Origin of the sequence: Planosporangium spinosum, assembly GCF_049999945.1 — a bacterium.
Taxonomy (GTDB): domain Bacteria; phylum Actinomycetota; class Actinomycetes; order Mycobacteriales; family Micromonosporaceae; genus Planosporangium; species Planosporangium spinosum.
This window is the reverse complement of record NZ_JBLYUB010000003.1, coordinates 211,890-235,954: the sequence shown is the minus strand read 5'-3', so window position 1 is coordinate 235,954 and position 24,065 is coordinate 211,890. Positions and strand designations below refer to the sequence as shown.

The following is a 24,065-nucleotide window of genomic DNA, read 5'->3' as shown; positions in this document are numbered from 1 at the left end:
GAGTGCGGCATCATCTCCTCATGATCACTGTGGCCGGCGTGGTGGACGCCGTCGGCGCCGCCCTGCTCAAGATCGTCGTTGCCGCCGACGCGGCGGAGGTCCGTGACGTGGCCCTGGCCGAACCCGACGAGTCGGCGATCGGCCAGCGCGGCGACCTCGTCCTCGGCGCCGGCGTCGGTACACCGGAGCAGGCGCTGGCCGTCATCGAGCGCTGCGCGGAGGCTGGGGCGGCCGGCCTCGTCCTCAAACCTCCGCTGGCGTCGCACCCCGACGTGACGTCGTCCGTGGCGGCACGCAACCTGGCCCTGATCGAACTGCAGCGCCACGGCTCGTGGACCCAGCTTGTCTGGCTACTCCGCGGGGTGATCGACAGGGTTGCCGCGCCCGGCTCACCCGGGACCGCCGACGCCGGGGTGTACGACGAGCTGTTCGCGCTTGCCGACGCGGCCGCCGCCATCGTCGACGCGCCGGTGACGATCGAGGACGCGCGGTCGCGGGTGCTCGCCTACTCGTCGCGGCAGGACCGCACCGACCCCGCGCGGGTCTCGACGATCGTCGGACGACGCGTCCCCGGCGACGTGGTGGCGCATTTCCGGTCCCGCGGCGTGTTCCGCAAACTCGCGAAGAGCAGCGATCCGATCTTCGTGCCGCAGAGCCCGGACGGAACGCTGCCCCGGCTCGTGATCCCGATCCGGGCCGGAGGTGAACTGCTCGGCTCGATCTGGGCGGTCGTCGAGGGCCCGGTGCCGGACGAACGCCTGCATGACCTCCAACGCCCGGCGGCCACGCTGGCACTGCACCTGCTGCGTCTGCGCGTGCAGGCCGACGCCGCACGCCGCGTGTCGGCCGACCGGCTGAGGGCGGCCCTGCTCGCCCCCGCCGCGATGGGCCAGGAACTGGGGCTACCGACGGGCCCGTGGCGGGTCGTCGCGCTCGGGATGCACGGCGGGGCCGGGGACACGGTCCACAACCTGGCCCTGTGGGAGTCGATCACCCGCCGCCACGGGTGGCGCCAGCCGCTGATCGCCGACATCGGAGACGTCCTGTTCGCGGTCGTGGCCCACCACGGCGACTTTCCCGGCTCCTGGCCCTGGCTGGAGAGACTGATCCACAGCGTCGCCGTGCACGACCGGGCGTTGCGGGCCGCCTCGGGCAGCGTCGCCGCGGACCTGGCGAACCTGCCGCGATCGCGCGCCGAGGCCGCGGAACTGCTCGCCCTGCACCGGTCGGCGCGGGAGGGAGGGCCGCTGCTGCGGTTCGAGGACGTCTGGGCCGACGTGGTCGTACACCGCGTGGTCACGACGGTGACACGAGACGACCTGATGGTCGGCGGGCCGCTGCCCGACCTGTTGGCCCATGACCGCACGCACGGCACCGACTACGTGGCCACGGTCGCCGCGTGGCTCGAGCAGCAGGGTGACCCCAAGCAGGCTGCCCGGCAGTTGCACGTGCACCCCAACACGCTCCGGTACCGCCTGCGCCGGCTCGCCGAGGTCGTCCACATCGACCTCGAATCCCCCCGGACCCGGCTGGCACTGCAGATCCAGCTCGCGGCGCTGCGGTCGGACACCGCCACTGCGACCTGACGTCACTCCGGTGACGATTGAGCCATAGCCGGGTGAGGTTCCACATCCTGGCCGCGCTCGTCGAGCACCGCCTCGGGTACGGCGAACCGTTCGCTGAGGCTGTCGTGTTCCTCGCGCGGGACGGTGTTCGCATCCGGCGTGGAACCGACGCCAGGTTGCGATGGCACGGGTATGACAGCTATCGGCGCTGTTGACGGTCGGCCCCCGGATGGCACGAGTCGCAGAATCGTGCCGCTGGCTGGCGCGCGAGCCGCTCAATTTCGATGTCAGTGTGACAGCGCTCGCAGGTGCCGTAGCAGCCGTGTTCCAGGTAGTACAGGGCCCGGGCGATCTCGCCCAGGGCTCGCCTCGCGGCGGCGTTCAATGCTGCGGCGGGGTCGCCCTCGGTTCCTTCGGATCCCCGCTCGCGGGGTTGCCGGGCCAGTAGCGCAAGTTGCGTCAGGTGCCGCTCGTACTGCTCCTCGAGCACCATGCGCAGCACGCCCAACTCGTCCTGCCTGCTGGTGACGTACACGGCGGACGCTTCCTTCCTACTCGGCTCCGACAAAGGGCAGCGGGCGCGCCTGCCGATGCCCTGGACTCGATGGTGACGCGCAGGACACGGCCGCCCACCGGCGCTCGGCGAGCGGCCACCTGCGTGGCGGACAGTGGCGGGGCCGTCGTCGCAGTCGCAACGGCGACCCCGCCGTCATTCAGTAACCGGTGTGCTTCTGCTGGCACGGCACGCAGAAGCGGGCTTGCGGCACGACCTCCAACCGCTCACGCGGGATCGCACCGCCGCATTTCTCGCAGGTGCCGTAGGTACCCTCGGCGATGCGGCGCAGTGCCTCAGTGACGTTGGCCAGGTTCTGCCGGGTGGCCGCGAGCAGCGCGTCCCGGTTGTACGCATCGGCGGCGTCGCCGGTGTCCGCGGTGAGCTCGGTCAGCCGCGCCGTCTGCGTTTCGAACTCCTCGGTCAGCAGTACGTGCAGGCCGCCGATCCAATCGCGTTCGGCCGTGTCGTGCAGGTCGGTGCTCATGCCTGTCTCCTCAAAAAGAAAAGGGCCGAAGCCGGTAAGCTTCGCCCTGGTGGCCGTGTCTGAGATGAACGCGACCACCGGCGGGCTACGGCCGCTCGGCAGCGGGCTCGGCAGCCCGCAGTTGACCGACGCTCTCTGCATGCGGGTACCGGTCATGGGACGCACCACCGGCTCCCGGGTGGTTGGCTGCGCCGAACTGACCAGGCGCCCAGCGTCCAACGCCGACGCCACCGACGTGACGCCGGTAGGGCGGTACAACCCGGCCGGACTCATCCCCACACCATAGGTTCGGCCGGTCTGTTTGACCACCGCGACGTTCCGCGCGCCGCCATTGGGCGCGTAAGCGGCAATCACGAGGACCCCTCGCGCGAGAACCAGACCTTCGACGAGTTCGGCCTCACTCGAAAGCCCTCACTCGACGAAGGCGTTGTTCGCACGAGCGACGCCCGGGCAGAAGCACGTGCCGGCCGCTCAGCGGCGCTGGATCCGAGTCGTGAGTGAGCACCGCGAGGACGCCGGTGACGTCCAGTACCCTTCGGACCTGACGCTGCGGATTGATTACCCGGAAGGGCGTCCGCCGCTGGGTGGCGGTGTTGTGGCCGGCGACGAGCGCGCCGACGCCGGCACAGTCGAGAAACGTGACCCGGTGCAGGTCCACGACCACCCCACCGACGTACGGGCTGTCCAGGGCGTGCTGGATGGCGGCTCGCAGCGGGCCCGCCACGAGCAGGTCGATCTCACCGGTGGGGGTAACCGTGTGGGTCATCCCGACAACTGTCCGTGCAGTAGATGAGATACCCATCGTTGCCTCCGGTGGCATCTGGCATCGCCGGATCCGCGCTCAGGGCGGGTCCGGCGGTCGTGGCTGGTTTCAGGCGGCCCGGGCGGTTCCGCGGCGGTAACCGCTGGGTCGACATGGTCCATGCCGGTCGTGTGGAGACACCGCGGGGCGCCGGTGGGTCATTCGGGCGGGCGCTGCTGGCACGAGCCACACAAACGCGCGTGCGGCAGGTGGTCCAGTTGTTTGCGCGGAATCCTGGTCTGGCAGCGTTCGCAGATGCCGTAGGTGCCGTCGGCCATCCGGCGCAGCGCGTGGGCGGTGTCGGCCAGGTCCTGGCGGGTGGAAGCGATCAGCTGGGTGAGGGGCTCGTCGCCGTGGCAGCTGTGGCCGTGCCGCCGACCGCGAAGGGTAAGTTCGGCGAGCCGGTCGGTGTGTTGGTCGAACTGCGCCTCCAGGGTGTCGCGCAGCAGCGCGATCGGATCGTGCACGGTGCTGGTCACGGTGACTGGTCCTTTCACGGGTGTGGACGACGGGGCTGGACAGTGGGTTCGCCACAACGCAGGTGCGCTCACCGGCGCTGCCGGTTGGCGGCCGGCAGCCGATCAACTCGGACGTGATGGCGCCACGGCATCGCTCAAGCCGCGGGTGGTTACCCGGGGAAGTGAGCTGCGCGTGCCATACCGGCTGCCGGCCCGCAGGGCCGCGCCGCACGGCTAGCTGTGTGATCGACGATGTTCACGGTGGCACTCCCTTGCGCGTCGGCGGAATACGAGCCGAGAACCGGAGAAGAAGGCTGGGTGTGTGCTCGCCGAGCGCCCGCGTGGTGCGGCAGGCGCACCGGCGTGGCGACCAGTCAGCGATCGGCCTGGCAGAACGTGCCGGGTGGAGCCGAGGCGGAACGGTCACCGACACCGGTGTCGTCGTTGCGCCAGAGATCCGGCATGAGCGTGACACCGCGGTCGTGTCGTGCCGCTGCGCCGATCGCGCCGGCTGGAGCCTGGACGCGGCAGGCTCCGGCTGGCAGGGCAACGGCGGCAACTGTGCGTCGTCGCGCCGCAGGCAGGCCGGTGACGGTCCGCCAACGCGTGGCCGCACGGGTCGTCATCACCGCCTCCTCGCAGGATTGCCGAATGGAAGCCCAAGCATCCGACATTGGACACCCGGACCGCATGGTGTCCGGCCGGAAATCGTTTACCCGTGCTCATTGCCGACCGTCGGCAATCCAGCACGTAACGCGTGGGGTCACTTGGGGGCGCTTGCGCCGTATCCGCACCGCCGGCCGGAATGTCGCGTACTGACCGATTGATCGACCAGGACCACATCGACAAACCTCCGCAGGTTGAACGGCAAGCTCAGCGGCAGGGTCCGTCGTCCGACATGATCCCGGACCGGTCACGTGACTTCCCGGACAGGTGCCGACGAAGGCAGGTGTAGGAGATCTTGGATGTGGGCACATCCGGGGAAGTCTGGGCCGGACGCTCCGGCGGACCACCTCAGGAGGAGAAGTGACCAGCACCGTACCCACGAGCGTGGATCCGGCCAAAATCCGCGACGTCCTCGACGGCCGCTGGGCGCACGTGCGCCGCGAGGCCCGGGAGAATCTGCACGACCCGGAGTTCATCCCGGTCTACGGCGAGAGCATGCTCCAGGCCCGCGAGCGCGTCACCCGTATGGCCAGGAAACTGGCCGACTCCGGCCGGGTCGGCCTGGGCTTTCCCAAGGAGTACGGCGGCGAGGCCGACGCCGGCGGCTCGGTCACCTCCATCGAGATGCTCGCCTTCGGCGACCTGTCACTGATGGTCAAGGCCGGCGTCCAGTGGGGCCTGTTCGGTGGCGCCGTTGCACTGCTCGGCACCAAGCGGCACCACGACGCGTACCTGCGCGACATCATCAGCTTCGACCTGCCCGGCTGCTTCGCGATGACCGAGACCGGGCACGGCTCCGACGTCCAGCAGCTACGGACGACCTGTACCTACGACCCCGAGACGCAGACATTCGACCTGCACACCCCGCACGAGGCCGCGCGCAAGGACTACATCGGCAACGCGGCCAAGGACGGGCGGATGGCCGTCGTCTTCGCGCAGCTGATCACCCAGGGGATCAACCACGGGGTGCACGCCTGGCTGGTGCCGATCCGTGACGAGCAGGGCAACCCGATGCCCGGCGTGACCATCGGCGACGCCGGCCCCAAGGCCGGCCTCAACGGCGTCGACAACGGCCGGCTGACCTTCGACCACGTCACGGTCCCCCACGACATGCTGCTCGACCGGTACGGGCAGGTAGCCGAGGACGGCACCTACACATCGAAAATCGGCAACGAGACCCGGCGCTTCTTCACCCAGCTCGGCACGCTGGTGCGCGGACGGGTGAGCGTGGGCGGGTCGGCCGGCTCGGCCACGAAGCTGGCGCTCGACATCGCCGTTCGCTACGGCGACGTCCGCCGCCAGTTCACCGCTCCCGGTGAGGAGCGCGAGATCGTCATCAACGACTACCTCGTGCACCAGCGCAAGCTGCTACCAGCGCTGGCCACCACCTACGCGCTGCACTTCGCGCAGGGCGAACTGGTGAGCCAGATGCACGACCTCCAGACGGCGGTGCACGAGCACGGCGAGGAGATCGACGAGGCCGCCCAGCGCGAGATCGAGTCCCGTGCCGCCGGGCTCAAGGTCGCGCAGACCTGGCACGCCACCCGCACGATCCAGCTCTGCCGCGAGGCCTGCGGCGGCGCCGGCTACCTGCAGGAGAACCGGCTGCCGCACCTGAAGGCCGACACCGACGTCTTCACCACCTTCGAGGGCGACAACACGGTGCTGCTGCAGCTGGTCGCCAAGGGCCTGCTCACCGGTTACCGCGACGCGTTCGGCTCGCTCGACGGCTGGGGCAGAATCGGCTTCATCGCCGACCTGGTCCGCGAGACGGTGCTGGAGCGGACGGCGGCCCGCGGGCTGATCCAGCGGCTCGTCGACACCGTCCCCGGCCGGGACGACGACGTGCCGATGCTCGACCGCGGCTGGCAGCTGAAGACCTTCGAGGACCGCGAGAAGCACGTACTCGAGGGCGCGATCCGGCGGCTGCGCACGAACGCGGCAACCGACGGCATGAAGCCGTTCGACATGTTCAACGACGTCCAGGACCACGTGCTGCGTACCGCGCAGGCACACATCGACCGGGTGGTACTCGAGGCGTTCGTCGCCGGCATCGAGCGGACGACGGATGTGGGCGCGAAGGCGCTGCTCGAGAAGGTCTGCGACCTCTACGCGCTGGCGACCATCGAGCAGGACAAGGCCTGGTTCCTCGAGCACGGCCGGCTGACGCCCACCCGCGCCAAGATGCTCACCGCCACGGTGAACCAGCTGCTCCACGAGCTGCGGCCGCACATGATCACGCTGGTCGACGCGTTCGCCATCCCGGCGGAATGGAAGGCCACCGCGATCCTGCGCGAGGAGCACGACCGACAGGAGGCCATGGCCACCCGCGACGCCGCGGTGCGCGCCGAGGCCGAGGGCGCGCAGACCCCGTCGCAGAGCGCCACCGACCTGGAGGTCGCCCCCGCCCAGTGAGGGTGCCCGCCGAGTGAGCAGCCCGCCCGGTCGGCTCGATGCTGTCGTGGTCATCGGAGGTTCTCCGGGCCGTCCTCGGCTCGTAGCCCGGCTCTCCTCAAGCGGCGCCGCGCCGTAACGGGTCGATCGGGTGGTGACCGGCCGGCACGGGCAGGGCAAGATGATCCGCGATGGACCCCGCCCCCGACAACACCCGGTCGCCGAGCGATTCCGCCGGCCCGGCTCCAACCGCCGTGGCAGCGGACGGACTCCGGCCAGACGATCCCGTCGCCATGGGGTCGTACCGTCTGGTCCGCCGGCTCGGCGTCGGCGGCATGGGCACCGTCTTCCTCGGCCAGGCACCCGACGGCCGGCTCGTGGCCGTGAAGGTGGTGCACCCGCACCTGTGCGACGACCCGGTGTTCCGGGACCGGTTCGCCAGCGAGGTGGCCGCGGCTCGGCGGGTGTCGGGCTTTGGCGCCGCCAGGGTGCTGGACGCCGATGTCGCCGGGCGACGGCCGTACCTGGTCACCGAGTACATCGAGGGCGTTACCCTGCACGACCGGGTGCGCGCCCGCGGACCGCTGACCGAGTCCGACGCGTACGCACTGGCGGTCGGCGTCGCCGCCGCCCTCACCGCAATCCACGCGGCCGCAGTCGTGCACCGCGACCTCACCCCGCGCAACGTGATGCTCTCGCCGTTGGGACCGCGGGTCGTGGACTTCGGCATCGCCCGCGCGCTGGACCCGGTGGCGCCGGCCACGGCCGGCCCGATGTTCGGTACCCCCGGCTGGCTGGCGCCCGAGCAACTGCTTCTCGGGCAACCGGCAGGCCCGCCGGCGGACGTGTTCGCGTGGGGCCTGCTGGTGGCGTGGGCGAGTACCGGCCGGCACCCGTATGGTGGCGCCGGTCCGCAGGGCACTGCCCGGGCGCCGGTCGGGCCACCAGCACTTGCCGGGGTCGCACCGCGGCTGGCCCCGATCGTGACGGCTGCCCTGCACCCCGAGCCGTCGGCCCGACCGACAGCGCGGGACCTGCTGTTGACCCTGTGCGGCTCAGCGGACGCCCGGACCGTCCAGGCCGCCACGGCACACCTCACCCATGCCGGCACACCCGCCGGCCCGCCACCGGCCACCCCACCACCCGCCGCCCCACCCGCGCCCACACCTCCGACGGCCGCGTTCCGTCGGCCGCGACGCAGGCGACGCACGGTTGCCCTCGTGACAGCTTCGGCCCTGGTCGTGCTGTGCTGCCTGGGCGCGCTGAACCGGCGCGGCGACAACGGCGGGGCGGGCAGCGCCGGCGGCCCGCCAGCACGGACGCCCTCCGGACCACCCACCGGACGCGATGGCGACCTGGAGTTCGTGGTCACCGGGCTGCACTGCGGGGCGACCCAACTCGGCGAGCCGCCGGTGACCAGGACGGCCCAGGGCCAGTTCTGTGTCCTGGCGGTGCGGGTGACGGACCGCGGCCGCAAGGCCGGCCGGGTGTGGGCCGGCAGCCAGCGCCTGCTGGACGCGGCCGGCAAGGAGTACCGGGCCGACGACTGGTCGTTCGTCTACTACGCCGAATCGCGGCCGCTGACGGCCGACATCAACCCCGGCAACACGGTGACCGGCAGCCTGGTCTTCGACGTGCCGGCCGGCATCACCTTCACCCGACTGGTCGTCCGCGACACGCCGCTCAGCTTCGGTACGACGATCGCCCTCGGCTGACCGTCCACTCCGAGGACCGGACAGAGCGTGAACGCGCGCGAGGGTTGGACGCCGAGTGGCCACCTCGCACTACGGCTGGTCCAGGAAGATCCTTGTCTGCGAGCAGAGCCTTCTCACCTGCCGTCCGGCGCGTCTTCGTCGCTCGCCCCATCGGCCACGGCTGCGGCTGCGGCCTGTCGGGCCCGTTCGGCCCCGGTCTGCTCGCGGAACTGCTCGGCCACGTCGCGCAGCGCGTCGCGGTAGCTCTCGGCACCGGTGTCGGCGACGTCGCGTAGCCAGAATCCGCCCCGCCCGTCGCGCCGGGCCGGAACAGCTTCAGCCCGCCCCGCCCGTCGCGCCGGGCCAGAACAGCTTCAGCCCGCGCCGCCGTTCGGCGCCGCCCGGCCCGTACGAGCGCTCGTCCACCACGTTGGCCACGATGCACCAGACCGGCCGTACCTCCGCCGCTGCGTCCCGATCGGTCATGGCGACGAATGGTAAGCGGTTCAGGTCCGAGTGTGGTAGCCGTCGGCGGACCAGCCCGATGCCGATGGGAACGTACGGGCGATGACCGGGCCCAATTCGTCGGCGCGGATCACCGTGGTCTGCGGGCGCAGGGCCGGTGTGGGCCAGATGGTCGGGTCCGGCACCCGAAGACCGGCCGACACCGCCTGGTGCACGGTCCGCGCGAGTAGCGACCCGATCCGTGATCGCGGGCCGCCGTAGGGCTCGGCGGCCCCGTCGGCCGGGCAGAGCAGCACGGTAGCGTCCGTGCAGGTACCGGTACCGTCCACCCCCGCTTCACCGAGCGCCTGTGCCTTGGCCTCGGCGACCGTGGCCACTGCGTTGACCAACGCTGCGTCGGAGAGCCGCACGGGTGACCAGCCGACCACATTGATGGTCCCAGGCCGATAACCGGCGGCGGCGAGATCCGAACCGGCGGCCCAGACCGGTTGACTCACCCCGGTGGTGACCTGCGCCGTGACCCCGTGGCTCGTTGCCGACACGACGTGCCGGACGTCGACGGCGGTCAGCAACCCCGTACCGGCACCGGCCAGCCCGAGCCGTGTGGCCATCTGCCCGATGTGCTCGGCCGGGTCCGGCCGGTCGTATCCGGCCGGAACCGTGGCGTTGAGCACCCAGTCACGAACGCCGAGACCCCCACCGTAGGTACCCGACGAGATCGCCAGCCACGGTCTGGCGCATCGCCAGACCAGTACCGGCAACTCGTCGGTCACGGCGGCGACGGTGACTCCACGCGGCAGGTGACCGGTCAGCTGTGCAACCCCGTAGCGGCGTGGGGGCTCGTCCGCCGACGGGCGTGGCCGGCCGGGTACAGCATCAGGCACACAAGCTCCTTGCCGACTGCCAGCGTCGGTCGGAGTGACGGCATGTGCCGTCTGCCGCGACCTGATACGCGGTGTGCACCGTCACCCGGACATGGCGGCTGCGTACGGCTCCAGCGAAGGATCAGCGAGCGCCCGGAGAATGTCCTCCACGCGGTCCTTCGCGTCGCCGAAGAGCATCGCGCTGTTCTCGCGGAAGAACAGCGGGTTCTGCACACCGGCGTATCCGGAGGCCATCGAGCGTTTGAAGACGACGACCTGGTCGGCCTCCCACACCTTGAGCACGGGCATGCCGGCGATGGGACTGGCGGGGTCCTCGGTGGCCGCCGGGTTGACCGTGTCGTTGGCCCCGATGACCAGCACGACGGAGGTACCCGCGAAGTCGTCGTTGATCTCGTCCATCTCCAGGACGATGTCGTAGGGCACCTTGGCCTCGGCCAGCAGCACGTTCATGTGACCGGGGAGACGGCCCGCCACCGGGTGAATGCCGAAGCGCACCTTGACGCCGTTGGCCCGCAGCTTACGGGTGAGTTCGGCGACGCCGTGCTGCGCCTGGGCGACCGCCATGCCGTAACCGGGGGTGATGATCACGGAGTCGGCTCCGGCGAGCATCCTGGCGACGTCCTCGGCCGTGACCTCCCGGTGCTCACCGAAGTCCTGGTCGCCGGCAGGACCGGTCTCGATGCCGAAACCACCGGCGATCACGGAGATGAAGGACCGGTTCATCGCCTTGCACATGATGTAGGACAGATAGGCACCTGAGGAGCCGACGAGCGCGCCCGTGACGATGAGCAGATCGTTCTCGAGCAGGAAACCCGAGGCGGCTGCCGCCCAGCCGGAGTAGCTGTTGAGCATCGACACCACCACCGGCATGTCGCCGCCGCCGATGGACGCGACGAGGTGCCAGCCCAGCAGCAGGGCGAGCACGGTGACGACGATCAGCAGCCACAACTGCGGCCGGATCACGAACCAGGCCGTGAGTACGCCGAACGCGACGAGTGCGCCGAGGTTGAGGAGGTTCTTGCCCGGCAGCATCAGCGGGCTGGACTTGATCCGGGCCGACAGCTTCAGGAAGGCGACGATCGAGCCGGTGAAGGTCACGGCGCCGATGAAGACGCCGATGAAGACCTCGGCACTGTGGATCCCGAGCAGTTCCTGCCGGCGCAGCAGTGCGGCGCCGGCCCCGCCCAGGTCGGCCTCGACGTGCAGATACCCGTTCCAGCCGACGAGCACGGCGGCGAGGCCGACGAAGCTGTGCAGCAGCGCGATCAGCTCGGGCATGCCGGTCATCTCGACCTTGCCCGCACGGTACAGCCCGATCGCGGCGCCGATGACGGTGGCCGCGATGAGCAGACCCACACCGGGGCCGCTGATGTGGTGGTTCACCGCGAGCGCGATGGTCGCCGCCAGCGCCAGCGCCATGCCCGCGATACCGAACGTGTTGCCCGCCTTGGCGCTCTCGTGCTTGGACAGGCCGGCCAGCGCCAGGATGAAGAGCAGAGCGGCGACGATGTACGCGGCCTGCGCCGCCGTTTCGATGGTCATCAGATCAGCTCCTGGTGAACATGGCGAGCATGCGACGCGTGACCGCGAAGCCGCCGAAGATGTTGATGCTGGCCAGCAAGATCGCGATGAAGGACAGTGCGGTTACGACGTTGTCACCGTGTCCGAGCTGCAGCAGGGCGCCGACGACGATGATTCCGGAGATCGCGTTGGTCACCGACATCAGCGGGGTGTGCAGGGCGTGGTGCACGTGCCCGATCACGTAGTAGCCGATGACGATCGCCAGCGCGAAGACCGTGAGATGACCCAGCAGGGCGGCCGGCGCCAGCGCCGCGACGAGCAGTAGTACGGCTGCGCCGACCCCGACCGGCACCAACCGCCGTTGCGGAGAGGACTGCCGCTTCTCTTCGGCTTCGGTCGGGGCGGTCGTCGCGGGGGTGGCGGCCGGTGTCGTCGCCGGTGCCGCCGACACCGACACCGGCGGGGGCGGCCAGGTGAGTTCGCCGTCGCGGACGACGGTCATCGAGCGCTGAACGACGTCCTCGAAGTCCAGCACCAGCTGTCCGTCCCGGTCCGGCGTCATCAGCTTCATCAGGTTCACCAGGTTGGTGCCGTAGAGCTGGGACGCCTGGGCGGGCAGCCGCCCCGCCAGGTCGGTGTAGCCGATGATCGTCACGCCGTTCTCGGTGACGACCGTCCCGCCCGGGACGACGCCCTCGACGTTTCCGCCGTTGGCGGCGGCCATGTCGACGATCACGCTGCCCGGTTTCATGCTGGCGACCATCTGGGCGGTGATCAGCCGCGGTGCCGGCTTCCCCGGGATGAGCGCCGTGGTGATGATGATGTCGACGTCCTTGGCCTGCTCGGCGTACAGCCGGGCGGCGCGCTCGTTGTAGTCGTCGGACATCTCCTTGGCGTAGCCGGTCGCGGAGACCTCCACCTCCGCGGTCTCCACGGACAGGTACTCGCCGCCCAGCGACCTGACCTGGTCGGCCACCTCCGGCCGGGGATCCGTCGCCCGTACGATCGCGCCCAGGCTGCCCGCGGTCCCGATCGCCGCCAGGCCGGCGACACCCGCGCCCGCGACGAGTACCTTGGCCGGCGGGACCTTGCCCGCCGCCGTCACCTGCCCGGTGAAGAACCGGCCGAACACGTGCGCCGCCTCGACGACCGCGCGGTAGCCGGCGATGTTCGCCATCGACGACAGCACGTCCAGCGACTGGGCCCGCGAGATCCGCGGCACGGCATCCATCGACAGCGCCGTGATCGGTCGCTGCGAAAGGTCGTCGACCAGAGCCGGATCCAGGCGCGGGTTCAGCATGCTGATCAGCGTGGCGCCCTTGGGCAGGCTGTCCAGCTGCTCGGCCGACGGCGGATTGATCGCGAACACGATGTCGGCGGCCAGCGCGTCACCGATCGTCGCGCCGGACTCGACGTACGCCTCGTCGGAGAACGAGGACCTGAGACCGGCGCCGGCCTCCACCACCACCTCGTAACCCAACTTCACCAGCTGCACCACGGTGGCGGGTGTCGCCGCGACGCGCGTCTCGCCGGGGCGGGACTCCCTGAGTACACCGATGATCATCAGTTGACTCCGATGGTTGACGTTCCGGACGTTGGGCAAGGCTCATGAATCCGATGTGCTCGGCACGCGCCCAGGTCGGGCCACGTTCGCGTGGAGCGATTGTTACCTGCGAGTACATCGATCACGTATATGGGCGATATCACATGCCAACAATGACCGTCACCGTCGGTGATGAAATGGCGACGTCCGTTGGTGGGGCGACCGCGGATTTCGGCACCGGCCGCTCCCCGCGGGCAGGCCGGCGCGCAGGCCGATGTCCCGACGGCGGGGCCCGGACCCCGGCCGCGGTCTGCGGTCGGTCTGACTTCCCGGCCACCTCACGCCCCCCGCCGCGACGTGCAGCCCACGCGGCTGTCTCCCCCACGCCAGTCACCGAGCCCATCGGTAGCCGGCCGCCGCGGCCACCCCGCGCGATCACGTTCGGTCACGCCCACGGCACAGGTATCCGAGTCGGGGCCAGAAATCGTCCCCACATGATGAACGGGAAATACCTCAGCCGGAAACCGACACGCCGACCGGAACGGAAGCGCCACCCGCGAGCCAGGCATCGGCCGTGCGAGGTCCCGGAGCGGATGGCCGAGCCGATACACCTGTCCCGACAGATACATCGACAATCACAACATGTCGCGGGTGGTGCATCACGCAACGACCGGGAAGCGTTACGTGCGGGGCCAGAGCGCCACCGCGCCTCGCGATCCCGGGCAGGCCACAGTGGTCGTCACGCGGACCAGGGCCGGACTGCGAGGCACCGAACTGAACCCGAACCGTACCGGCGGATCGACCGCCGCCAGCCGGCCGAGGTCGCCTCCGTCGAACGTGGCCGTGAGCGCCGTGACCGGATGCAGGTCATGTACGCCGTACCATTCGCGTCGCGCGTTTCCGGCACTGCCGCGGGTCCGCACACCGGGTACCAGAACCCGCGCGGGTAGATCCATCAGACCGATCCACGCCCGGCTGCGGGCGACCACGCGCGGGACCCGGCGCAGCAGCAGTCCCCACAGGCCCCGCCGACCGACCGTGAATCGCAGCCTCAGCGGCGCCGCCGCGACCATCCAGGCCGCACCCACCACGCGGACCCGCACCGCTACGACGTGTACCTCGTCGAAACGGTAGGTCGCGGTGACGAACTCGGCCAGTTCCGGGGTATCGGCCAGCAGCAGCCGATGGCCGCCCGGTGATTCCAGCATGACGTCGCTGACCGGTCCGAACGGCGAGCGCACCCAGTGCCCCAGGACGATCCGCGTGCCCCCGGTCGTACCCATCCCCGCGATGTGGCCATCGAACCGCAGCCGGATGCCCGTCATCCCCCAACCGTGTCACGACGCCCGCGGCAGCAGGTCACGCAGCTCCACATCCATCCGCCATGGGCATGGATCCTCATCTGGCCGCATTTCTCACCGGCCTGGAAGCTGCCTACCGTTGATACCGGAGCACCGGGGCCGGACGGCCTGTACAGCGCGAGGGCAGCCCTGGCCGAACCACCACATCGCGCGACGGGACGCCAACATCACCGTGCGAATCCAGGACATTCTCCAGGCCGGAGCCACCCCGCTCGGCGGTCCGGCATATCCTCCCGGCCCGTACCGCTTCCTGCGGCGGGAGTACCTCAACATCACCTACCGCACCGACCCGGAGGCCCTGCGCGCGGTGGTACCCGAACCGCTGGAGGTGGCCGAGCCGCTGGTGCGCTTCGAGGTCATCAAGATGCCCGACAGCTCCGGCCTGGGCAGCTACACCGAGTCCGGCCAGGTCCTGCGCGTGGTGTACGACGGCGAGCCAGCGGACTACATCCACTCCATGTACCTCGACAACGCGCCGGCCATCGCCCTCGGGCGCGAGAGCAGCGCCTACCCCAAGAAGCTGGGGCGACCACGCCTGTTCACCGACTCCGACACCCTCGTCGGCACTCTCGACTACGGCAGCCTCCGGGTCGCGACGGCCACGATGGGCTACAAGCACCAGCCCCTGGACGCCGACCAGGCCCGGGCCGAGATCGCGATGCCGACCTACATGCTCAAGCTGATGCCCGGCTACGACGGCCGCCCGCGCATCGCCGAACTCATCCGCTCGCGGGTCACCGACCTCACCGTCCGCGGCGCGTGGACCGGCCCGGCGCGGCTACAGCTGTTCGCGCACGCCCTGGCACCGCTGTCCGACCTGCCGGTACGGGAGGTGGTCGGCGCCAGCCACATCCTGACCGACCTCACCCTGCCGCGGGCCGAACTGGTCTACGACTACCTGGCCGCCTGAACCTCGCCGGCGCACCGCATGACATCGGGAAGAAGGACCCTGTGAGCACCTCCACCGCCGCGCAGCCCCAGGACACCGTGCGCGTCGACCTCGACGGCCGGACCGCCCTCGTCACCGGAGCCGGCAGCGGCATCGGACGAGCCACCGCCCTCCGCCTCGCCCGCTCCGGGGCGCACGTCGTCTCGCTGGATCTCAACGAGGAACCGGTCCGTACGGTCGCCGAGGCGACCGGCGGGGAGGCCGTCGTGGCCGACCTGTCCGACCTCGACGCGCTGGACGCTCTCCACCTGCGGGCCGACATCGTGGTCAACTGCGCCGGCATCCAGCACGTACGCCCCGTCGAGCAGTTCGACCCGGTGCAGTTCTCCCTGATTCTGCGGATCATGCTGGAGGCGCCGTTCCGGATCATCCACACGTGCCTGCCCGCGATGTACGACCGGGGCTGGGGCCGCATCGTCAACATCTCCTCCGTACACGGCCTGCGCGCCTCCGCGTTCAAGAGCGCGTACGTCGCGGCCAAGCACGGCCTGGAGGGCCTGTCCAAGGTCGTCGCCCTGGAGGGCGCCGCACACGGCGTGACCTCCAACTGCATCAATCCCGGCTACGTCCGGACGCCGCTGGTCGACAAGCAGATCGCCGACCAGGCCCGCACCCACGGCATCAGCGAGAACGAGGTACTCGAGAAGGTGCTGCTGTCGAGGGCGGCCCGCAAGCGGCTCGTCGAGCCCGACGAGGTCGCTGAGGCGGTGCTGTTCCTGTGTAGCCCGCCCGCGGCCTCGATGACCGGCACCGACCTCGTCATCGACGGCGGCTGGACCGCCAGCTGAATCCGGCGGCGCCGCGGTGGTCAGCCGGTCACGGCGGGCGCGGCTCGGCGCTGCCGGCGAGGAGCTGGTCGCCCGGGGCCGGGCGACACGGAACCGTACCGCCTCGTGGGCGGGTCAGGTCCGGTGCAGGATGGGCGTATGCGTCTGGTGTCGTTGCTGCCCTCCGCCACCGAGATCGTCTACGCGCTCGGCCTCGGCGACGATCTGGTCGGGGTCACCTTCGAATGCGACGAGCCACCGACGGCGCGGGTCGACAAGACCGTCGTCGTGGGCGGCCGGGACACCCGCGGGATGACTCCCGGCGAGATCGACGGCTACGTCAGGACGCAGCTGGCCACGGGCGCCGACCTGTACACCCTGCACGCGGATGCCCTGGCCACCCTCGCGCCGGACCTGATCCTGACCCAGGACCTGTGCCGGGTCTGCGCCCTGCCCTCCGGGCAGATCTCCGACGCCCTGGACCACCTCGGCTGCCGGGCCGACGTGCTGTCGCTCGATCCGCACACTCTCGACGAGGTTCTCGACACCATCCTCGCCGTCGGCGCCCGCACCGGGGTGCCCGGCCGGGCCGAGAACCTGGTCGCGACCCTGCGAGCCCGACTCGCGGCGACCGCGGCGGCCGTGGCCGGACGGTCCCGGCCACGCGTCGCCGTCCTCGAATGGGTCGACCCGCCGTTCACCGCCGGGCACTGGATCCCCGACCTCGTCCGCGCGGCCGGCGGCGAACCGGTCGCCGCCCGCCCCGGTGCCCGGTCGGTGGAGACCACCTGGCAGGAGTTCACCGCCGCCGCACCGGACGTGGTCCTGGTCGCGCCGTGCGGCTTCCACCTCGACGGCGCCGCCCAGCAGGCCCGTACGATCGCGCCGACATTCCCCGGTACCCCGCTGTGGGCCATCGACGCCGACGGCCTCGTCGCGCGCCCCGGCCCCCGCCTCGTCGACGGTGTCGAGGCGATCGCCGCGATCCTGCACCCCGACGCCGTACCCGAACCACAGCCGGGTGCCGTCACGCACGTGGCGTAACCCGCCGGGGCGGGCGACGTCCAGGCGCCTGGGCGGCCGGTCACCGCGAGACGACGACGTGTTCGTCGGGTACGCAGTGGGTCATCCGCAGCCCTTCGACGTCGCGCGGGCCGTTCTTGCCGAGATTGGCCAGCCGCTGCCGTTCGGAGTCGGTGAGCATCTGCGACGGTAGCGGCTCCAGCTGGCTCACGTCCTCCGGTCCGATGCCCAGCCCCTGGCCGACGCGCAGACCGAGCTCGTCCTCGCACATCAGGAAGTGCCAGACCATGCGCTCCTGGGTCTGGCGCTCGCACACCGACAGCAGCGTCGTCAGGTTGTGCACGAGGTCGTCGCGCTCCCACTGCTCCATCAGCAGGTACCGCTGGCCTGCCTGCGCGTAGTCGTTGGTACGCGGGATCCTGGCCCGGGTCAGCCGGCCGGTGATCGCCGGTCCCTGCTCGTCGGGCCTGCGCTCCTCGGCCTCGCGCAGCCCGCCCAGCGCCGACGGTTCGTAGTTGACATGCGGGTTCTCGCCGCCGGTGTCGACGTAGAAGGTCATCTGTCCGTCGCGTTGGTTGGTACCCAGGTGTACCGGATGGTGCCCCCGGCGGGTCGGGTGCGGTCAGACGTGCGGCCCGCTGGCCGGATACCGTCGGATTCCATGACCGTACCTGAGATCACCGTGGCCACCCCGGCAGACCGCGGACGGGCGATCAACTCGCTGGTCGCCGCGTTCGTCAACGATCCGGTCCTGCGGTACCTGTTCCCTGACGATGCCACCTATCCGCGCTACGCCGCCGTGTTCTTCGGTCACCTCTTCGACAAGCGGGTGCGCCAGGGAACGATCTGGACGATCGGGCACGGCGCGTCGGTCGCGATGTGGGAGGATCCCGCAGCCGAGCACGGGTCGCCGGCCGACACTCGTGCGGCCCACCTCCCCGCCGCCGAGATGGCCCGCGTCAACGCCTACGACCAGGCCGTGCACGCCGCTCTGCCGACCACCCCGTTCTGGTACCTCGGCGTCCTCGGCACCCACCCCGACCACGCTGGTCGCCGCTGGGGCCACACCCTCATGAGTACCGGACTGCGCCGCGCCGCCACGGAGGGCCTGCCCGCGATGCTGGAAACCAGCAACCCGGCCAACGTCGAGGTGTATCGCCGCGCCGGCTGGGAGGTGGCGCACGTCGTGACGACCGAGCCGCTGACCATCTGGATCATGCAGCAACCGGCCGGCTGACCGCGGGCGGCCCGGCGGGCCGCGGCGCTGGCGGAGCGCGACGGGTTCGGTGGCAGCGGTGGTCTAGTCGGTCCCCTCCCGTCGTTCCCGCAGTCGCCGCTGCTCGCGCCGCACCTCGGCGTACGTTTCGCGCTCCTGCGCGAGCCACTCCGGCGGGTCGGCGATGAGGTCCGCGATCTGCGCGGTCGTGAGCGGCTCCGTGATGCCCCCGCGGGCCAGCCCGCTGTTCGACACCCGCAGTCGCGCGGCAACGACGCTGCGCGGGTGGGGGCCGTTGCGACGCAGGTCGACGAGCCACTGCGGGGGGTTACGCTGGAGTTCGTCGAACTCCTCGCGGGACACCGAGCCTTCCTGGAACTCCCGCGGCGTGGCCGGCAGGTACACGCCGAGCTTCTCCGCCACCGTGGCGGGCTTCATCAGCTGGGACTTCTTCGGCTTGCTCACGAGATCAGGGTATCGGCCCGGCAACCCGGCACAGCGGCCGGACCGGGGTGCCGCGATCACCTGCCGGGTACCGGCTCCCGGTATCCTGGTCCGGGTCCGCGTCATCACCGCGCCGGCCACCTCGCCGCTGAGCGGCTGGTCGACGCTTCGGAGGTAACGTGCCCGTCCCCGACGATGGTCCTCCCCCGACGTTCCGCCTGCTGGTCGTCCCCGGTGTCACCGTGGACAAGTGGAGCCGCCGATGGTCCGAGCGGGTGCCCGGGGTGGAGCTGGAACTGGTACCCGTCGAGGCCACCCAGGCCGCCACGCTGCTGTCCGCAGCGGCCGACGCCGGCCTCGTCCGGCTGCCGGTCGACCGGGACAGCTTCCACGCCATCCCGCTGTACACCGAGGCGACGGTCGTCGTGGTACCGCGTGAACACCTGCTCGCCGCGGCCGACGAGGTGACCCTGGCGGACCTTGCCGACGAGACGCTCGTGCAGCCCCTGGACGACGTCCTCGACTGGACGGACGCGTCGGCGGCGCCCGCGACCGTGATCGCGGACCGCCCGGCGACCACGGCTGCCGCTGTCGAGCTCGTGGCCGCGGAAGTCGGCGTCCTCGTCGTCCCGCAGTCCCTCGCCCGCGCGTACCACCGCCGTGATCTCATGTACCGGGTGGTCACCGACGCCCCGACGTCGTCGGTCGCGCTCGTGTGGGCGCGCGACCGGTACACCGACCTGGTCGAGGAGATGATCGGGATCGTCCGTGGCCGGACCGCGAACAGCACGCGCGGGCGGGCCCCGGCGCCGGTGACCTCCGCCGAACCGGCCGGGCGGAAACCGCCCGAGACCGGCGTGCCGCGCCCCGCAGCGGCGTCCGGACAGACCGGCGCACGTCGCGGCGGCGCGAACCCGCGCACGTCCGGGCGCGGGCGGCGGAGGCGATGACGCCCCGGTATCCGAGGCCCGGGTGACCGGGGCGGCAACGGGGTGCGCTCCTGTCACGGACGCAGCAGCGCCTTGATCGCGCGGCGGTCGTCCATCGCGCGGTAGCCCTCGGCGACCTGGTCGAGCGGCAGGGCCAGGTCGAACACCTTGCCCGGGTCGATCTGCCGGTTACCGATCAGGTCGATCAACTCCGGCAGGAAGCGGCGCACCGGCGCGGGTCCGCCGTGCAGGTGCACGTGGGAGAAGAACAGCTCGTCGCCGGGCAGCTCGACCCCGTGGGCGACACCGACGTAGCCGACGTGCCCGCCGGGGCGGGCCGACCGGATGGCCTGCATCATCGACTCCTGGGTGCCGACCGCCTCGATGACCGAGTGCGCGCCGAGCCCGCCGGTGAGCTCCTTGATCCGCGCCACGCCCGCGTCGCCGCGCTCGGTGACGAGGTCGGTCGCGCCGTAGGTGATCGCGAGCTTCTGCCGGGGCTCGTGCCGGCTCATCGCGATGATGCGCTCCGCGCCGAGCTGTTTGGCGGCCAGCACGGCGAGCAGCCCGACCGCGCCGTCGCCGACGACCGCCACGGTCTTGCCGGGTGCGACGTCGGCGGCGACGGCACCGAACCAGCCGGTACCGAGCACGTCGGAGGCCGCCAGCAGACTCGGGACCAGGTCGTCGGAGGGGATCTCGGGGGTGGCGACCAGGGTGCCGTCGGCGAGCGGCACGCGCAGGTACTCGGCCTGGGCGCCGAGCGCGCCGATCAGCTCGCGGTGGATGCACGAACTCTGGTAACCGGCCCGGCAGATCTCGCAGGTGTTGTCGGAGGCGAAGAACGAGCCGACCACGAACTGGCCGGGCTTGATCGACCGGACCTCGCTGCCGACCTCCTCGACGACGCCGACGTACTCGTGGCCCATCGGGGCTGGCCCGTCGACGGCTTCGATGCCCCGGTAGGGCCACAGGTCCGACCCGCACACACAGGTCGCGGACAGCCGGATGATCGCGTCGGTCGGCGCGACGATCGTCGGGTCGGGGCGTTCCTCGAACCGTACGTCGCGGGGGGCGTGAAGGACAGCGCCACGCATGGTGAGAAGGTCCTTTCGGTGTGGTCAGGTCCAGTGGGCCTGGAGGGTCTCGGTGCGGTCGGTGGCCGGTGCCGGCGCGGGGGCGAGCGCGGAGATCTCGTCACGCAACTCCGGGGTCATGTCGACGTCCACGGCGGCGAGGGAGTCCTCGAGCTGGGCGGAGGTACGGGCACCGATGATGGGCGCGGTCACGGCGGGGTGCGACATCGCCCAGGCCACCGCGAGGGTTGCCGGTTTGACGCCGGCCTTGTCGGCGTACCCGGTGAACCGGTCCGCGGTCGCGTAGTCGCTGTCCTGGCCGTACCGGTCGGCGTAGCGGGCGTTGTCGACCAGGCGCCCGCTCTCCGGGCGCCTGCCCGTGCCGTACTTGCCGGTCAGCAGCCCGGCGCCGAGCGGGCTGTAGGTGATCACGCCCAGGTGCTCCGCCTGTGCCAGCGGCAGGATCTCGACTTCGGCCTGTCGCCTGACCAGGTTGTACATCGGTTGGATCAACTCGAACCGGGCCAGGCCTTCGCGTACGGAGACGCCCAGGGCGGTGGCGATCTGCCAGGCCGCCCAGTTGCTGACCGCCGGGTACAGGATCTTGCCCTGCCGCTGCAGGTCGTCGAGTGCGCGCAGGGTCTGCTCGATCGGGGTGCGCTCGTCGAAGGCGTGGACGAAGTAGAAGTCGATCCGGTCGGTGCCCAGCCGCCGCAGACTCTGCTCCACCGCGCGGACGACGTGCCGGCGCGACAGGCCCTGCGCGTTGACGTCCTGGCCGGTCGGGTAGCACACCTTCGAGGTGATCACCAGGTCGTCTCGGCTGCCGGCGATCAGCTCGCCCAGGATCTCCTCGGCGCGGCCCTGCCCGTAGACGTCGGCGGTGTCGAAGAGGTTGATGCCCACGTCCCGGGCCCGGTGGAACATGTCCGCCGAGGTCTGCTCGTCGGCCTCAGAGCCGAACGACATCGTGCCGAAGCACAACGGCGACACCTGCACACCTGTGGATCCCACTGGTACGTAGTCCATGATTCATCCCTCCGCGCGGAAGAGCTGCTTCGCGACCGTCATCGCGGACATGGCCTTCGGCCAGCCCGCGTAGAAGGCCAGGTGGGTGATGACCTCGATGAGTTCCTGCTCGGTCACCCCGTTCTCCCGGGCCCTGCCCAGGTGGAAGACGAGCTGTTCGGTACTGCCGCCGGTGACCAGGCTGGCGACCGTCACCAGACTGCGGTCCCGCGGTGACAGTTCCGGACGCTCCCAGACCTGCCCGAAGAGGACGTCGTCGGTGAGGTGTACGAGGGCGGGTGCGAAGTCACCGAACATCGTCTCGGCGCCCGACGGTTCTTTCTGCTCTGCCATTTTCTCGCTCTTCCCTGGTGGTTTTCGTGATGGCCGGTTCGGCGGGGCACGAACGCGAACGTGGCGGCGCGCTCGCGGGCGAGCCGTACGACCAGGGCGCCCAGCTGCCCGTCGCGGCCCGACCGGCGGGCATGCCGGCCGCCGCACTACCCATCAAAGCCCCGGCGCGGCGGGGGTGAGAGGCCCTGCTGAAACAGGTAATGACAGAACCCCCATGGTCCGGGTGGCCCGCCGTAGCGTGGACGTCGTGGACAGCAGGAGCGACGTTCGCCAGTTTCTGGCCTCCCGGCGCGCGCGGATCACCCCGGAGCAGGCGGGCCTGCCCCCGTTCGGTGGCACCCGGCGCGTCCCAGGGCTGCGCCGGGCCGAGGTCGCCCTGCTCGCGGGGGTCAGCCCCGACTACTACACCCGCCTGGAACGGGGCAACCTGGCCGGGGTCTCCGACAGCGTCCTCAAGGCGATCGCCCGCGCGCTACAGCTCGACGAGGCCGAACGCGCCCACCTGTTCGATCTGGCCCGGGCGGCGAACACCAACCCGCGTACCCGCCGCCCGGCCCAGCAGCGGGTCCGGCCCGGCCTGCAGCGACTCCTCGACGCGATGACCGACGCGCCGGCCTTCGTGCGCAACGGACGCCTGGACATCCTCGCCGCCAACCGCCTCGGGCAGGCCCTGTACGCGCCGGCGTTCGACACCCCGGCTCGACCGGTCAACCTGGCCCGGTTCGCGTTCCTCGATCCCCGCGCCATCGACTTCTACCCCGACTGGGACGAGGCGGCCCACACCACCGTCGCGCTACTCCGCACCGAGGCCGGCCGCGACCCCTACGACAAGAGCCTGACCGATCTCGTCGGCGAACTGGCCACCCGCAGCGAGCCGTTCCGTACCCGGTGGGCCGCCCACAACGTGCGCCTGCACCACACCGGGGTCAAGCACTTCCACCATCCGATCGTCGGCCACCTCGACCTCGCCTTCGAGGCGATGCCGCTGCCGGCCGACCCCGGCCTGACCATGACCGCCTACAGCGCGGAACCCGGCACCGCATCCGGGGAGGCTCTCACGCTGCTCGCCAGTTGGGCCGCGCCCCTCGACCGGGCGGACACCACCCACACGGCGGACAAAGCCTGAACCGGACGTGCAGCTAGCCCACCACCCCGAGGGCCCGACACCCTATCACGCCCGTTGGGCGCGAGGAACCGGGGGGCGGCGATCATCGCCGCTCCCCGGGGATCGACCTATCTCGTGCTCCAGCAGGCGAGCTACCAGGCTCCCGCCCGGCCGCAGCTAGCGACAGACGAGCGCGTCAACGCCCGCGCTGAGCGTTTCGCTCGATCGACCGGGCCTGCGCCTACCGCGGCGCGCTGTCCATTCCGGCCCCGAGGGCGGATCTCACCGGGCGCTCCGCGCTCGCCGACAGGCCCAGGGTCTCCGCCAGCCCGCAGGTGCGCAGGACCCGGTCGACGACGGGCCGCGGCCGGACGACCCGCACCCGGCATCCACCCGCCGCGGCGCTGCGGTGAGCGCATACCAGCGCGTTCACGCCGCTGGAGTCCATGAACGGGACATCGGCGAGGTCGACCTCGATCGCGCTGGGGCGCGCGGCGACGGAGGCGGCCAGCGCCTCGGCGAACGGGATGACGGTGGCAATGTCGATCTCACCGCCAACCTGCACGCGGATCGTGCCGTCGGAGGTCGTAACGCTGGTGATGCACAGCGGCTCGGGTACGAGAAAGCGGTCTGGGATCATGCGTGCGGCCTTCCCACGGTGATGTGCGGGGATTGAGTGGCCGCGCGACGGCCGCCGCGCGACGCCGGGAAGGCAAGACCCTGGGAAAGCTCCGATTGCTCGGTATGCCACCTCGACCATGTCGTTGTTGCTCGCCACGTTACACGCGAATTCGGATCTGA

At 71.0% G+C, this 24,065-nt stretch carries 27 protein-coding genes; 12 read left to right on the top strand and 15 right to left on the bottom strand.

Annotation, left to right across the window (positions count from 1 at the left end):
* The first annotated feature begins 20 nt into the window (after window positions 1-20).
* Entirely contained in the window at window positions 21-1,586 is a 1,566-nt protein-coding gene (locus tag ACNTMW_RS06020; RefSeq protein ID WP_426632367.1) for a helix-turn-helix domain-containing protein, read from the top strand.
* A 178-nt stretch (window positions 1,587-1,764) separates the two neighbouring features.
* Here the strand turns inward: ACNTMW_RS06020 and ACNTMW_RS06015 are convergent, their stop codons facing one another.
* Together ACNTMW_RS06015 and ACNTMW_RS06010 are read right to left on the bottom strand one after the other, a co-directional pair.
* The gene (locus tag ACNTMW_RS06015) at window positions 1,765-2,100 is read right to left on the bottom strand and encodes a TraR/DksA C4-type zinc finger protein (RefSeq protein ID WP_426632366.1); all 336 of its coding nucleotides are present in this window, start codon (window positions 2,098-2,100) and stop codon (window positions 1,765-1,767) included.
* Between the two features lie 178 nt (window positions 2,101-2,278).
* A complete protein-coding gene (locus ACNTMW_RS06010; RefSeq protein WP_426632365.1) occupies window positions 2,279-2,605 on the bottom strand; it encodes a TraR/DksA family transcriptional regulator in 327 nt (108 codons plus the stop codon).
* A 49-nt stretch (window positions 2,606-2,654) separates the two neighbouring features.
* Here ACNTMW_RS06010 and ACNTMW_RS06005 point away from each other — a divergent pair, with 49 nt between their 5' ends.
* Window positions 2,655-2,891 carry a hypothetical protein gene (locus ACNTMW_RS06005; protein ID WP_426632364.1) on the top strand — a complete coding sequence of 79 codons (237 nt, stop codon included), beginning with the start codon at window positions 2,655-2,657 and terminating at the stop codon, window positions 2,889-2,891.
* Window positions 2,892-3,002: 111 nt separating this feature from the next.
* Here the strand turns inward: ACNTMW_RS06005 and ACNTMW_RS06000 are convergent, their stop codons facing one another.
* Entirely contained in the window at window positions 3,003-3,371 is a 369-nt protein-coding gene (locus ACNTMW_RS06000; RefSeq protein ID WP_426632363.1) for an STAS domain-containing protein, read from the bottom strand.
* Window positions 3,372-3,565: 194 nt separating this feature from the next.
* Window positions 3,566-3,886: a TraR/DksA family transcriptional regulator gene (locus tag ACNTMW_RS05995; RefSeq protein WP_426632362.1), complete on the bottom strand. Its 321-nt coding sequence runs from the start codon at window positions 3,884-3,886 to the stop codon at window positions 3,566-3,568.
* 1,005 nt (window positions 3,887-4,891) lie between these two features.
* On the opposite strand from ACNTMW_RS05995, the gene ACNTMW_RS05990 reads away from it, so the two are divergent.
* The 3 genes from ACNTMW_RS05990 to ACNTMW_RS05980 all read left to right on the top strand — a co-directional run bounded on the left by ACNTMW_RS05990 (window position 4,892) and on the right by ACNTMW_RS05980 (window position 8,915).
* Window positions 4,892-6,946: an acyl-CoA dehydrogenase family protein gene (locus ACNTMW_RS05990; RefSeq protein WP_426632361.1), complete on the top strand. Its 2,055-nt coding sequence runs from the start codon at window positions 4,892-4,894 to the stop codon at window positions 6,944-6,946.
* Window positions 6,947-7,218: 272 nt separating this feature from the next.
* On the top strand, window positions 7,219-8,640 hold the full coding sequence (locus tag ACNTMW_RS05985) for a serine/threonine-protein kinase (RefSeq protein WP_426632360.1): 1,422 nt from the start codon (window positions 7,219-7,221) through the stop codon (window positions 8,638-8,640).
* 92 nt (window positions 8,641-8,732) lie between these two features.
* Window positions 8,733-8,915, top strand: coding sequence for a hypothetical protein (locus ACNTMW_RS05980; RefSeq protein ID WP_426632359.1), 183 nt, complete (start codon window positions 8,733-8,735; stop codon window positions 8,913-8,915).
* Between the two features lie 40 nt (window positions 8,916-8,955).
* Here ACNTMW_RS05980 and ACNTMW_RS05975 read toward each other — a convergent pair whose 3' ends face one another.
* The 5 genes from ACNTMW_RS05975 to ACNTMW_RS05955 all read right to left on the bottom strand — a co-directional run bounded on the left by ACNTMW_RS05975 (window position 8,956) and on the right by ACNTMW_RS05955 (window position 14,357).
* Entirely contained in the window at window positions 8,956-9,105 is a 150-nt protein-coding gene (locus tag ACNTMW_RS05975; protein ID WP_426632358.1) for a hypothetical protein, read from the bottom strand.
* 20 nt (window positions 9,106-9,125) lie between these two features.
* Window positions 9,126-9,884 carry an adenosylcobinamide amidohydrolase gene (locus ACNTMW_RS05970; RefSeq protein ID WP_426632515.1) on the bottom strand — a complete coding sequence of 253 codons (759 nt, stop codon included), beginning with the start codon at window positions 9,882-9,884 and terminating at the stop codon, window positions 9,126-9,128.
* 165 nt (window positions 9,885-10,049) lie between these two features.
* Window positions 10,050-11,510, bottom strand: coding sequence for a Re/Si-specific NAD(P)(+) transhydrogenase subunit beta (gene pntB, locus ACNTMW_RS05965; RefSeq protein WP_426632357.1), 1,461 nt, complete (start codon window positions 11,508-11,510; stop codon window positions 10,050-10,052).
* A 4-nt stretch (window positions 11,511-11,514) separates the two neighbouring features.
* The gene (locus tag ACNTMW_RS05960) at window positions 11,515-13,053 is read right to left on the bottom strand and encodes a Re/Si-specific NAD(P)(+) transhydrogenase subunit alpha (RefSeq protein WP_426632356.1); all 1,539 of its coding nucleotides are present in this window, start codon (window positions 13,051-13,053) and stop codon (window positions 11,515-11,517) included.
* Between the two features lie 659 nt (window positions 13,054-13,712).
* On the bottom strand, window positions 13,713-14,357 hold the full coding sequence (locus ACNTMW_RS05955; RefSeq protein ID WP_426632355.1) for a hypothetical protein: 645 nt from the start codon (window positions 14,355-14,357) through the stop codon (window positions 13,713-13,715).
* Window positions 14,358-14,565: 208 nt separating this feature from the next.
* Between ACNTMW_RS05955 and ACNTMW_RS05950 the strand changes: the two genes are divergently transcribed.
* The 3 genes from ACNTMW_RS05950 (at window position 14,566) to ACNTMW_RS05940 (ending at window position 17,153) form a co-directional block, all read left to right on the top strand.
* Window positions 14,566-15,303 (top strand): acetoacetate decarboxylase, encoded by a 738-nt coding sequence (locus tag ACNTMW_RS05950; protein ID WP_426632354.1) that lies wholly within the window; start codon window positions 14,566-14,568, stop codon window positions 15,301-15,303.
* Window positions 15,304-15,344: 41 nt separating this feature from the next.
* The gene (locus ACNTMW_RS05945; protein ID WP_426632353.1) at window positions 15,345-16,130 is read left to right on the top strand and encodes a 3-hydroxybutyrate dehydrogenase; all 786 of its coding nucleotides are present in this window, start codon (window positions 15,345-15,347) and stop codon (window positions 16,128-16,130) included.
* 138 nt (window positions 16,131-16,268) lie between these two features.
* The gene (locus tag ACNTMW_RS05940) at window positions 16,269-17,153 is read left to right on the top strand and encodes an ABC transporter substrate-binding protein (RefSeq protein ID WP_426632352.1); all 885 of its coding nucleotides are present in this window, start codon (window positions 16,269-16,271) and stop codon (window positions 17,151-17,153) included.
* A gap of 40 nt (window positions 17,154-17,193) precedes the next feature.
* On the opposite strand, the gene ACNTMW_RS05935 is transcribed toward ACNTMW_RS05940, so the two are convergent.
* Window positions 17,194-17,691 carry a catalase-related domain-containing protein gene (locus ACNTMW_RS05935; protein WP_426632351.1) on the bottom strand — a complete coding sequence of 166 codons (498 nt, stop codon included), beginning with the start codon at window positions 17,689-17,691 and terminating at the stop codon, window positions 17,194-17,196.
* Between the two features lie 102 nt (window positions 17,692-17,793).
* Between ACNTMW_RS05935 and ACNTMW_RS05930 the strand changes: the two genes are divergently transcribed.
* On the top strand, window positions 17,794-18,369 hold the full coding sequence (locus ACNTMW_RS05930) for a GNAT family N-acetyltransferase (RefSeq protein WP_426632350.1): 576 nt from the start codon (window positions 17,794-17,796) through the stop codon (window positions 18,367-18,369).
* Window positions 18,370-18,432: 63 nt separating this feature from the next.
* On the opposite strand, the gene ACNTMW_RS05925 is transcribed toward ACNTMW_RS05930, so the two are convergent.
* Entirely contained in the window at window positions 18,433-18,813 is a 381-nt protein-coding gene (locus ACNTMW_RS05925; protein WP_426632349.1) for a DUF5997 family protein, read from the bottom strand.
* Between the two features lie 158 nt (window positions 18,814-18,971).
* Here ACNTMW_RS05925 and ACNTMW_RS05920 point away from each other — a divergent pair, with 158 nt between their 5' ends.
* Window positions 18,972-19,742: a LysR family transcriptional regulator substrate-binding protein gene (locus ACNTMW_RS05920; RefSeq protein ID WP_426632348.1), complete on the top strand. Its 771-nt coding sequence runs from the start codon at window positions 18,972-18,974 to the stop codon at window positions 19,740-19,742.
* 53 nt (window positions 19,743-19,795) lie between these two features.
* On the opposite strand, the gene ACNTMW_RS05915 is transcribed toward ACNTMW_RS05920, so the two are convergent.
* The 3 genes from ACNTMW_RS05915 to ACNTMW_RS05905 are packed head-to-tail and all read right to left on the bottom strand — an operon-like array spanning window position 19,796 to window position 22,159.
* Window positions 19,796-20,818 carry a zinc-dependent alcohol dehydrogenase family protein gene (locus ACNTMW_RS05915; RefSeq protein ID WP_426632347.1) on the bottom strand — a complete coding sequence of 341 codons (1,023 nt, stop codon included), beginning with the start codon at window positions 20,816-20,818 and terminating at the stop codon, window positions 19,796-19,798.
* Between the two features lie 24 nt (window positions 20,819-20,842).
* Window positions 20,843-21,826 carry an aldo/keto reductase gene (locus ACNTMW_RS05910; protein ID WP_426632346.1) on the bottom strand — a complete coding sequence of 328 codons (984 nt, stop codon included), beginning with the start codon at window positions 21,824-21,826 and terminating at the stop codon, window positions 20,843-20,845.
* A gap of 3 nt (window positions 21,827-21,829) precedes the next feature.
* Entirely contained in the window at window positions 21,830-22,159 is a 330-nt protein-coding gene (locus ACNTMW_RS05905; RefSeq protein WP_426632345.1) for a carboxymuconolactone decarboxylase family protein, read from the bottom strand.
* A 29-nt stretch (window positions 22,160-22,188) separates the two neighbouring features.
* Here ACNTMW_RS05905 and ACNTMW_RS05900 point away from each other — a divergent pair, with 29 nt between their 5' ends.
* Window positions 22,189-22,338, top strand: a complete 150-nt coding sequence (locus ACNTMW_RS05900) for a hypothetical protein (protein WP_426632344.1) — start codon at window positions 22,189-22,191, stop codon at window positions 22,336-22,338.
* A 68-nt stretch (window positions 22,339-22,406) separates the two neighbouring features.
* On the top strand, window positions 22,407-23,285 hold the full coding sequence (locus ACNTMW_RS05895) for a helix-turn-helix domain-containing protein (RefSeq protein WP_426632343.1): 879 nt from the start codon (window positions 22,407-22,409) through the stop codon (window positions 23,283-23,285).
* Window positions 23,286-23,505: 220 nt separating this feature from the next.
* On the opposite strand, the gene ACNTMW_RS05890 is transcribed toward ACNTMW_RS05895, so the two are convergent.
* Entirely contained in the window at window positions 23,506-23,904 is a 399-nt protein-coding gene (locus ACNTMW_RS05890; RefSeq protein WP_426632342.1) for an STAS domain-containing protein, read from the bottom strand.
* Window positions 23,905-24,065: the final 161 nt, after the last annotated feature.

What these genes read in the sequence shown, in the direction of transcription:
- ACNTMW_RS06020 (WP_426632367.1), top strand. Translation starts at nt 21, where the DNA reads ATGATCACTGTGGCCGGCGTGGTGGACGCCGTCGGCGCCGCCCTGCTC.
- ACNTMW_RS05905 (WP_426632345.1), bottom strand. Translation starts at nt 22,159, where the DNA reads ATGGCAGAGCAGAAAGAACCGTCGGGCGCCGAGACGATGTTCGGTGAC.
- pntB (WP_426632357.1), bottom strand. Translation starts at nt 11,510, where the DNA reads ATGACCATCGAAACGGCGGCGCAGGCCGCGTACATCGTCGCCGCTCTG.
- ACNTMW_RS05960 (WP_426632356.1), bottom strand. Translation starts at nt 13,053, where the DNA reads ATGATCATCGGTGTACTCAGGGAGTCCCGCCCCGGCGAGACGCGCGTC.
- ACNTMW_RS05940 (WP_426632352.1), top strand. Translation starts at nt 16,269, where the DNA reads ATGCGTCTGGTGTCGTTGCTGCCCTCCGCCACCGAGATCGTCTACGCG.
- ACNTMW_RS05930 (WP_426632350.1), top strand. Translation starts at nt 17,794, where the DNA reads ATGACCGTACCTGAGATCACCGTGGCCACCCCGGCAGACCGCGGACGG.
- ACNTMW_RS05955 (WP_426632355.1), bottom strand. Translation starts at nt 14,357, where the DNA reads ATGACGGGCATCCGGCTGCGGTTCGATGGCCACATCGCGGGGATGGGT.
- ACNTMW_RS05915 (WP_426632347.1), bottom strand. Translation starts at nt 20,818, where the DNA reads ATGCGTGGCGCTGTCCTTCACGCCCCCCGCGACGTACGGTTCGAGGAA.
- ACNTMW_RS05985 (WP_426632360.1), top strand. Translation starts at nt 7,219, where the DNA reads ATGGGGTCGTACCGTCTGGTCCGCCGGCTCGGCGTCGGCGGCATGGGC.
- ACNTMW_RS05900 (WP_426632344.1), top strand. Translation starts at nt 22,189, where the DNA reads ATGGCCGGTTCGGCGGGGCACGAACGCGAACGTGGCGGCGCGCTCGCG.
- ACNTMW_RS05910 (WP_426632346.1), bottom strand. Translation starts at nt 21,826, where the DNA reads ATGGACTACGTACCAGTGGGATCCACAGGTGTGCAGGTGTCGCCGTTG.
- ACNTMW_RS05890 (WP_426632342.1), bottom strand. Translation starts at nt 23,904, where the DNA reads ATGATCCCAGACCGCTTTCTCGTACCCGAGCCGCTGTGCATCACCAGC.
- ACNTMW_RS05975 (WP_426632358.1), bottom strand. Translation starts at nt 9,105, where the DNA reads ATGACCGATCGGGACGCAGCGGCGGAGGTACGGCCGGTCTGGTGCATC.
- ACNTMW_RS06010 (WP_426632365.1), bottom strand. Translation starts at nt 2,605, where the DNA reads ATGAGCACCGACCTGCACGACACGGCCGAACGCGATTGGATCGGCGGC.
- ACNTMW_RS05935 (WP_426632351.1), bottom strand. Translation starts at nt 17,691, where the DNA reads ATGACCTTCTACGTCGACACCGGCGGCGAGAACCCGCATGTCAACTAC.
- ACNTMW_RS06000 (WP_426632363.1), bottom strand. Translation starts at nt 3,371, where the DNA reads ATGACCCACACGGTTACCCCCACCGGTGAGATCGACCTGCTCGTGGCG.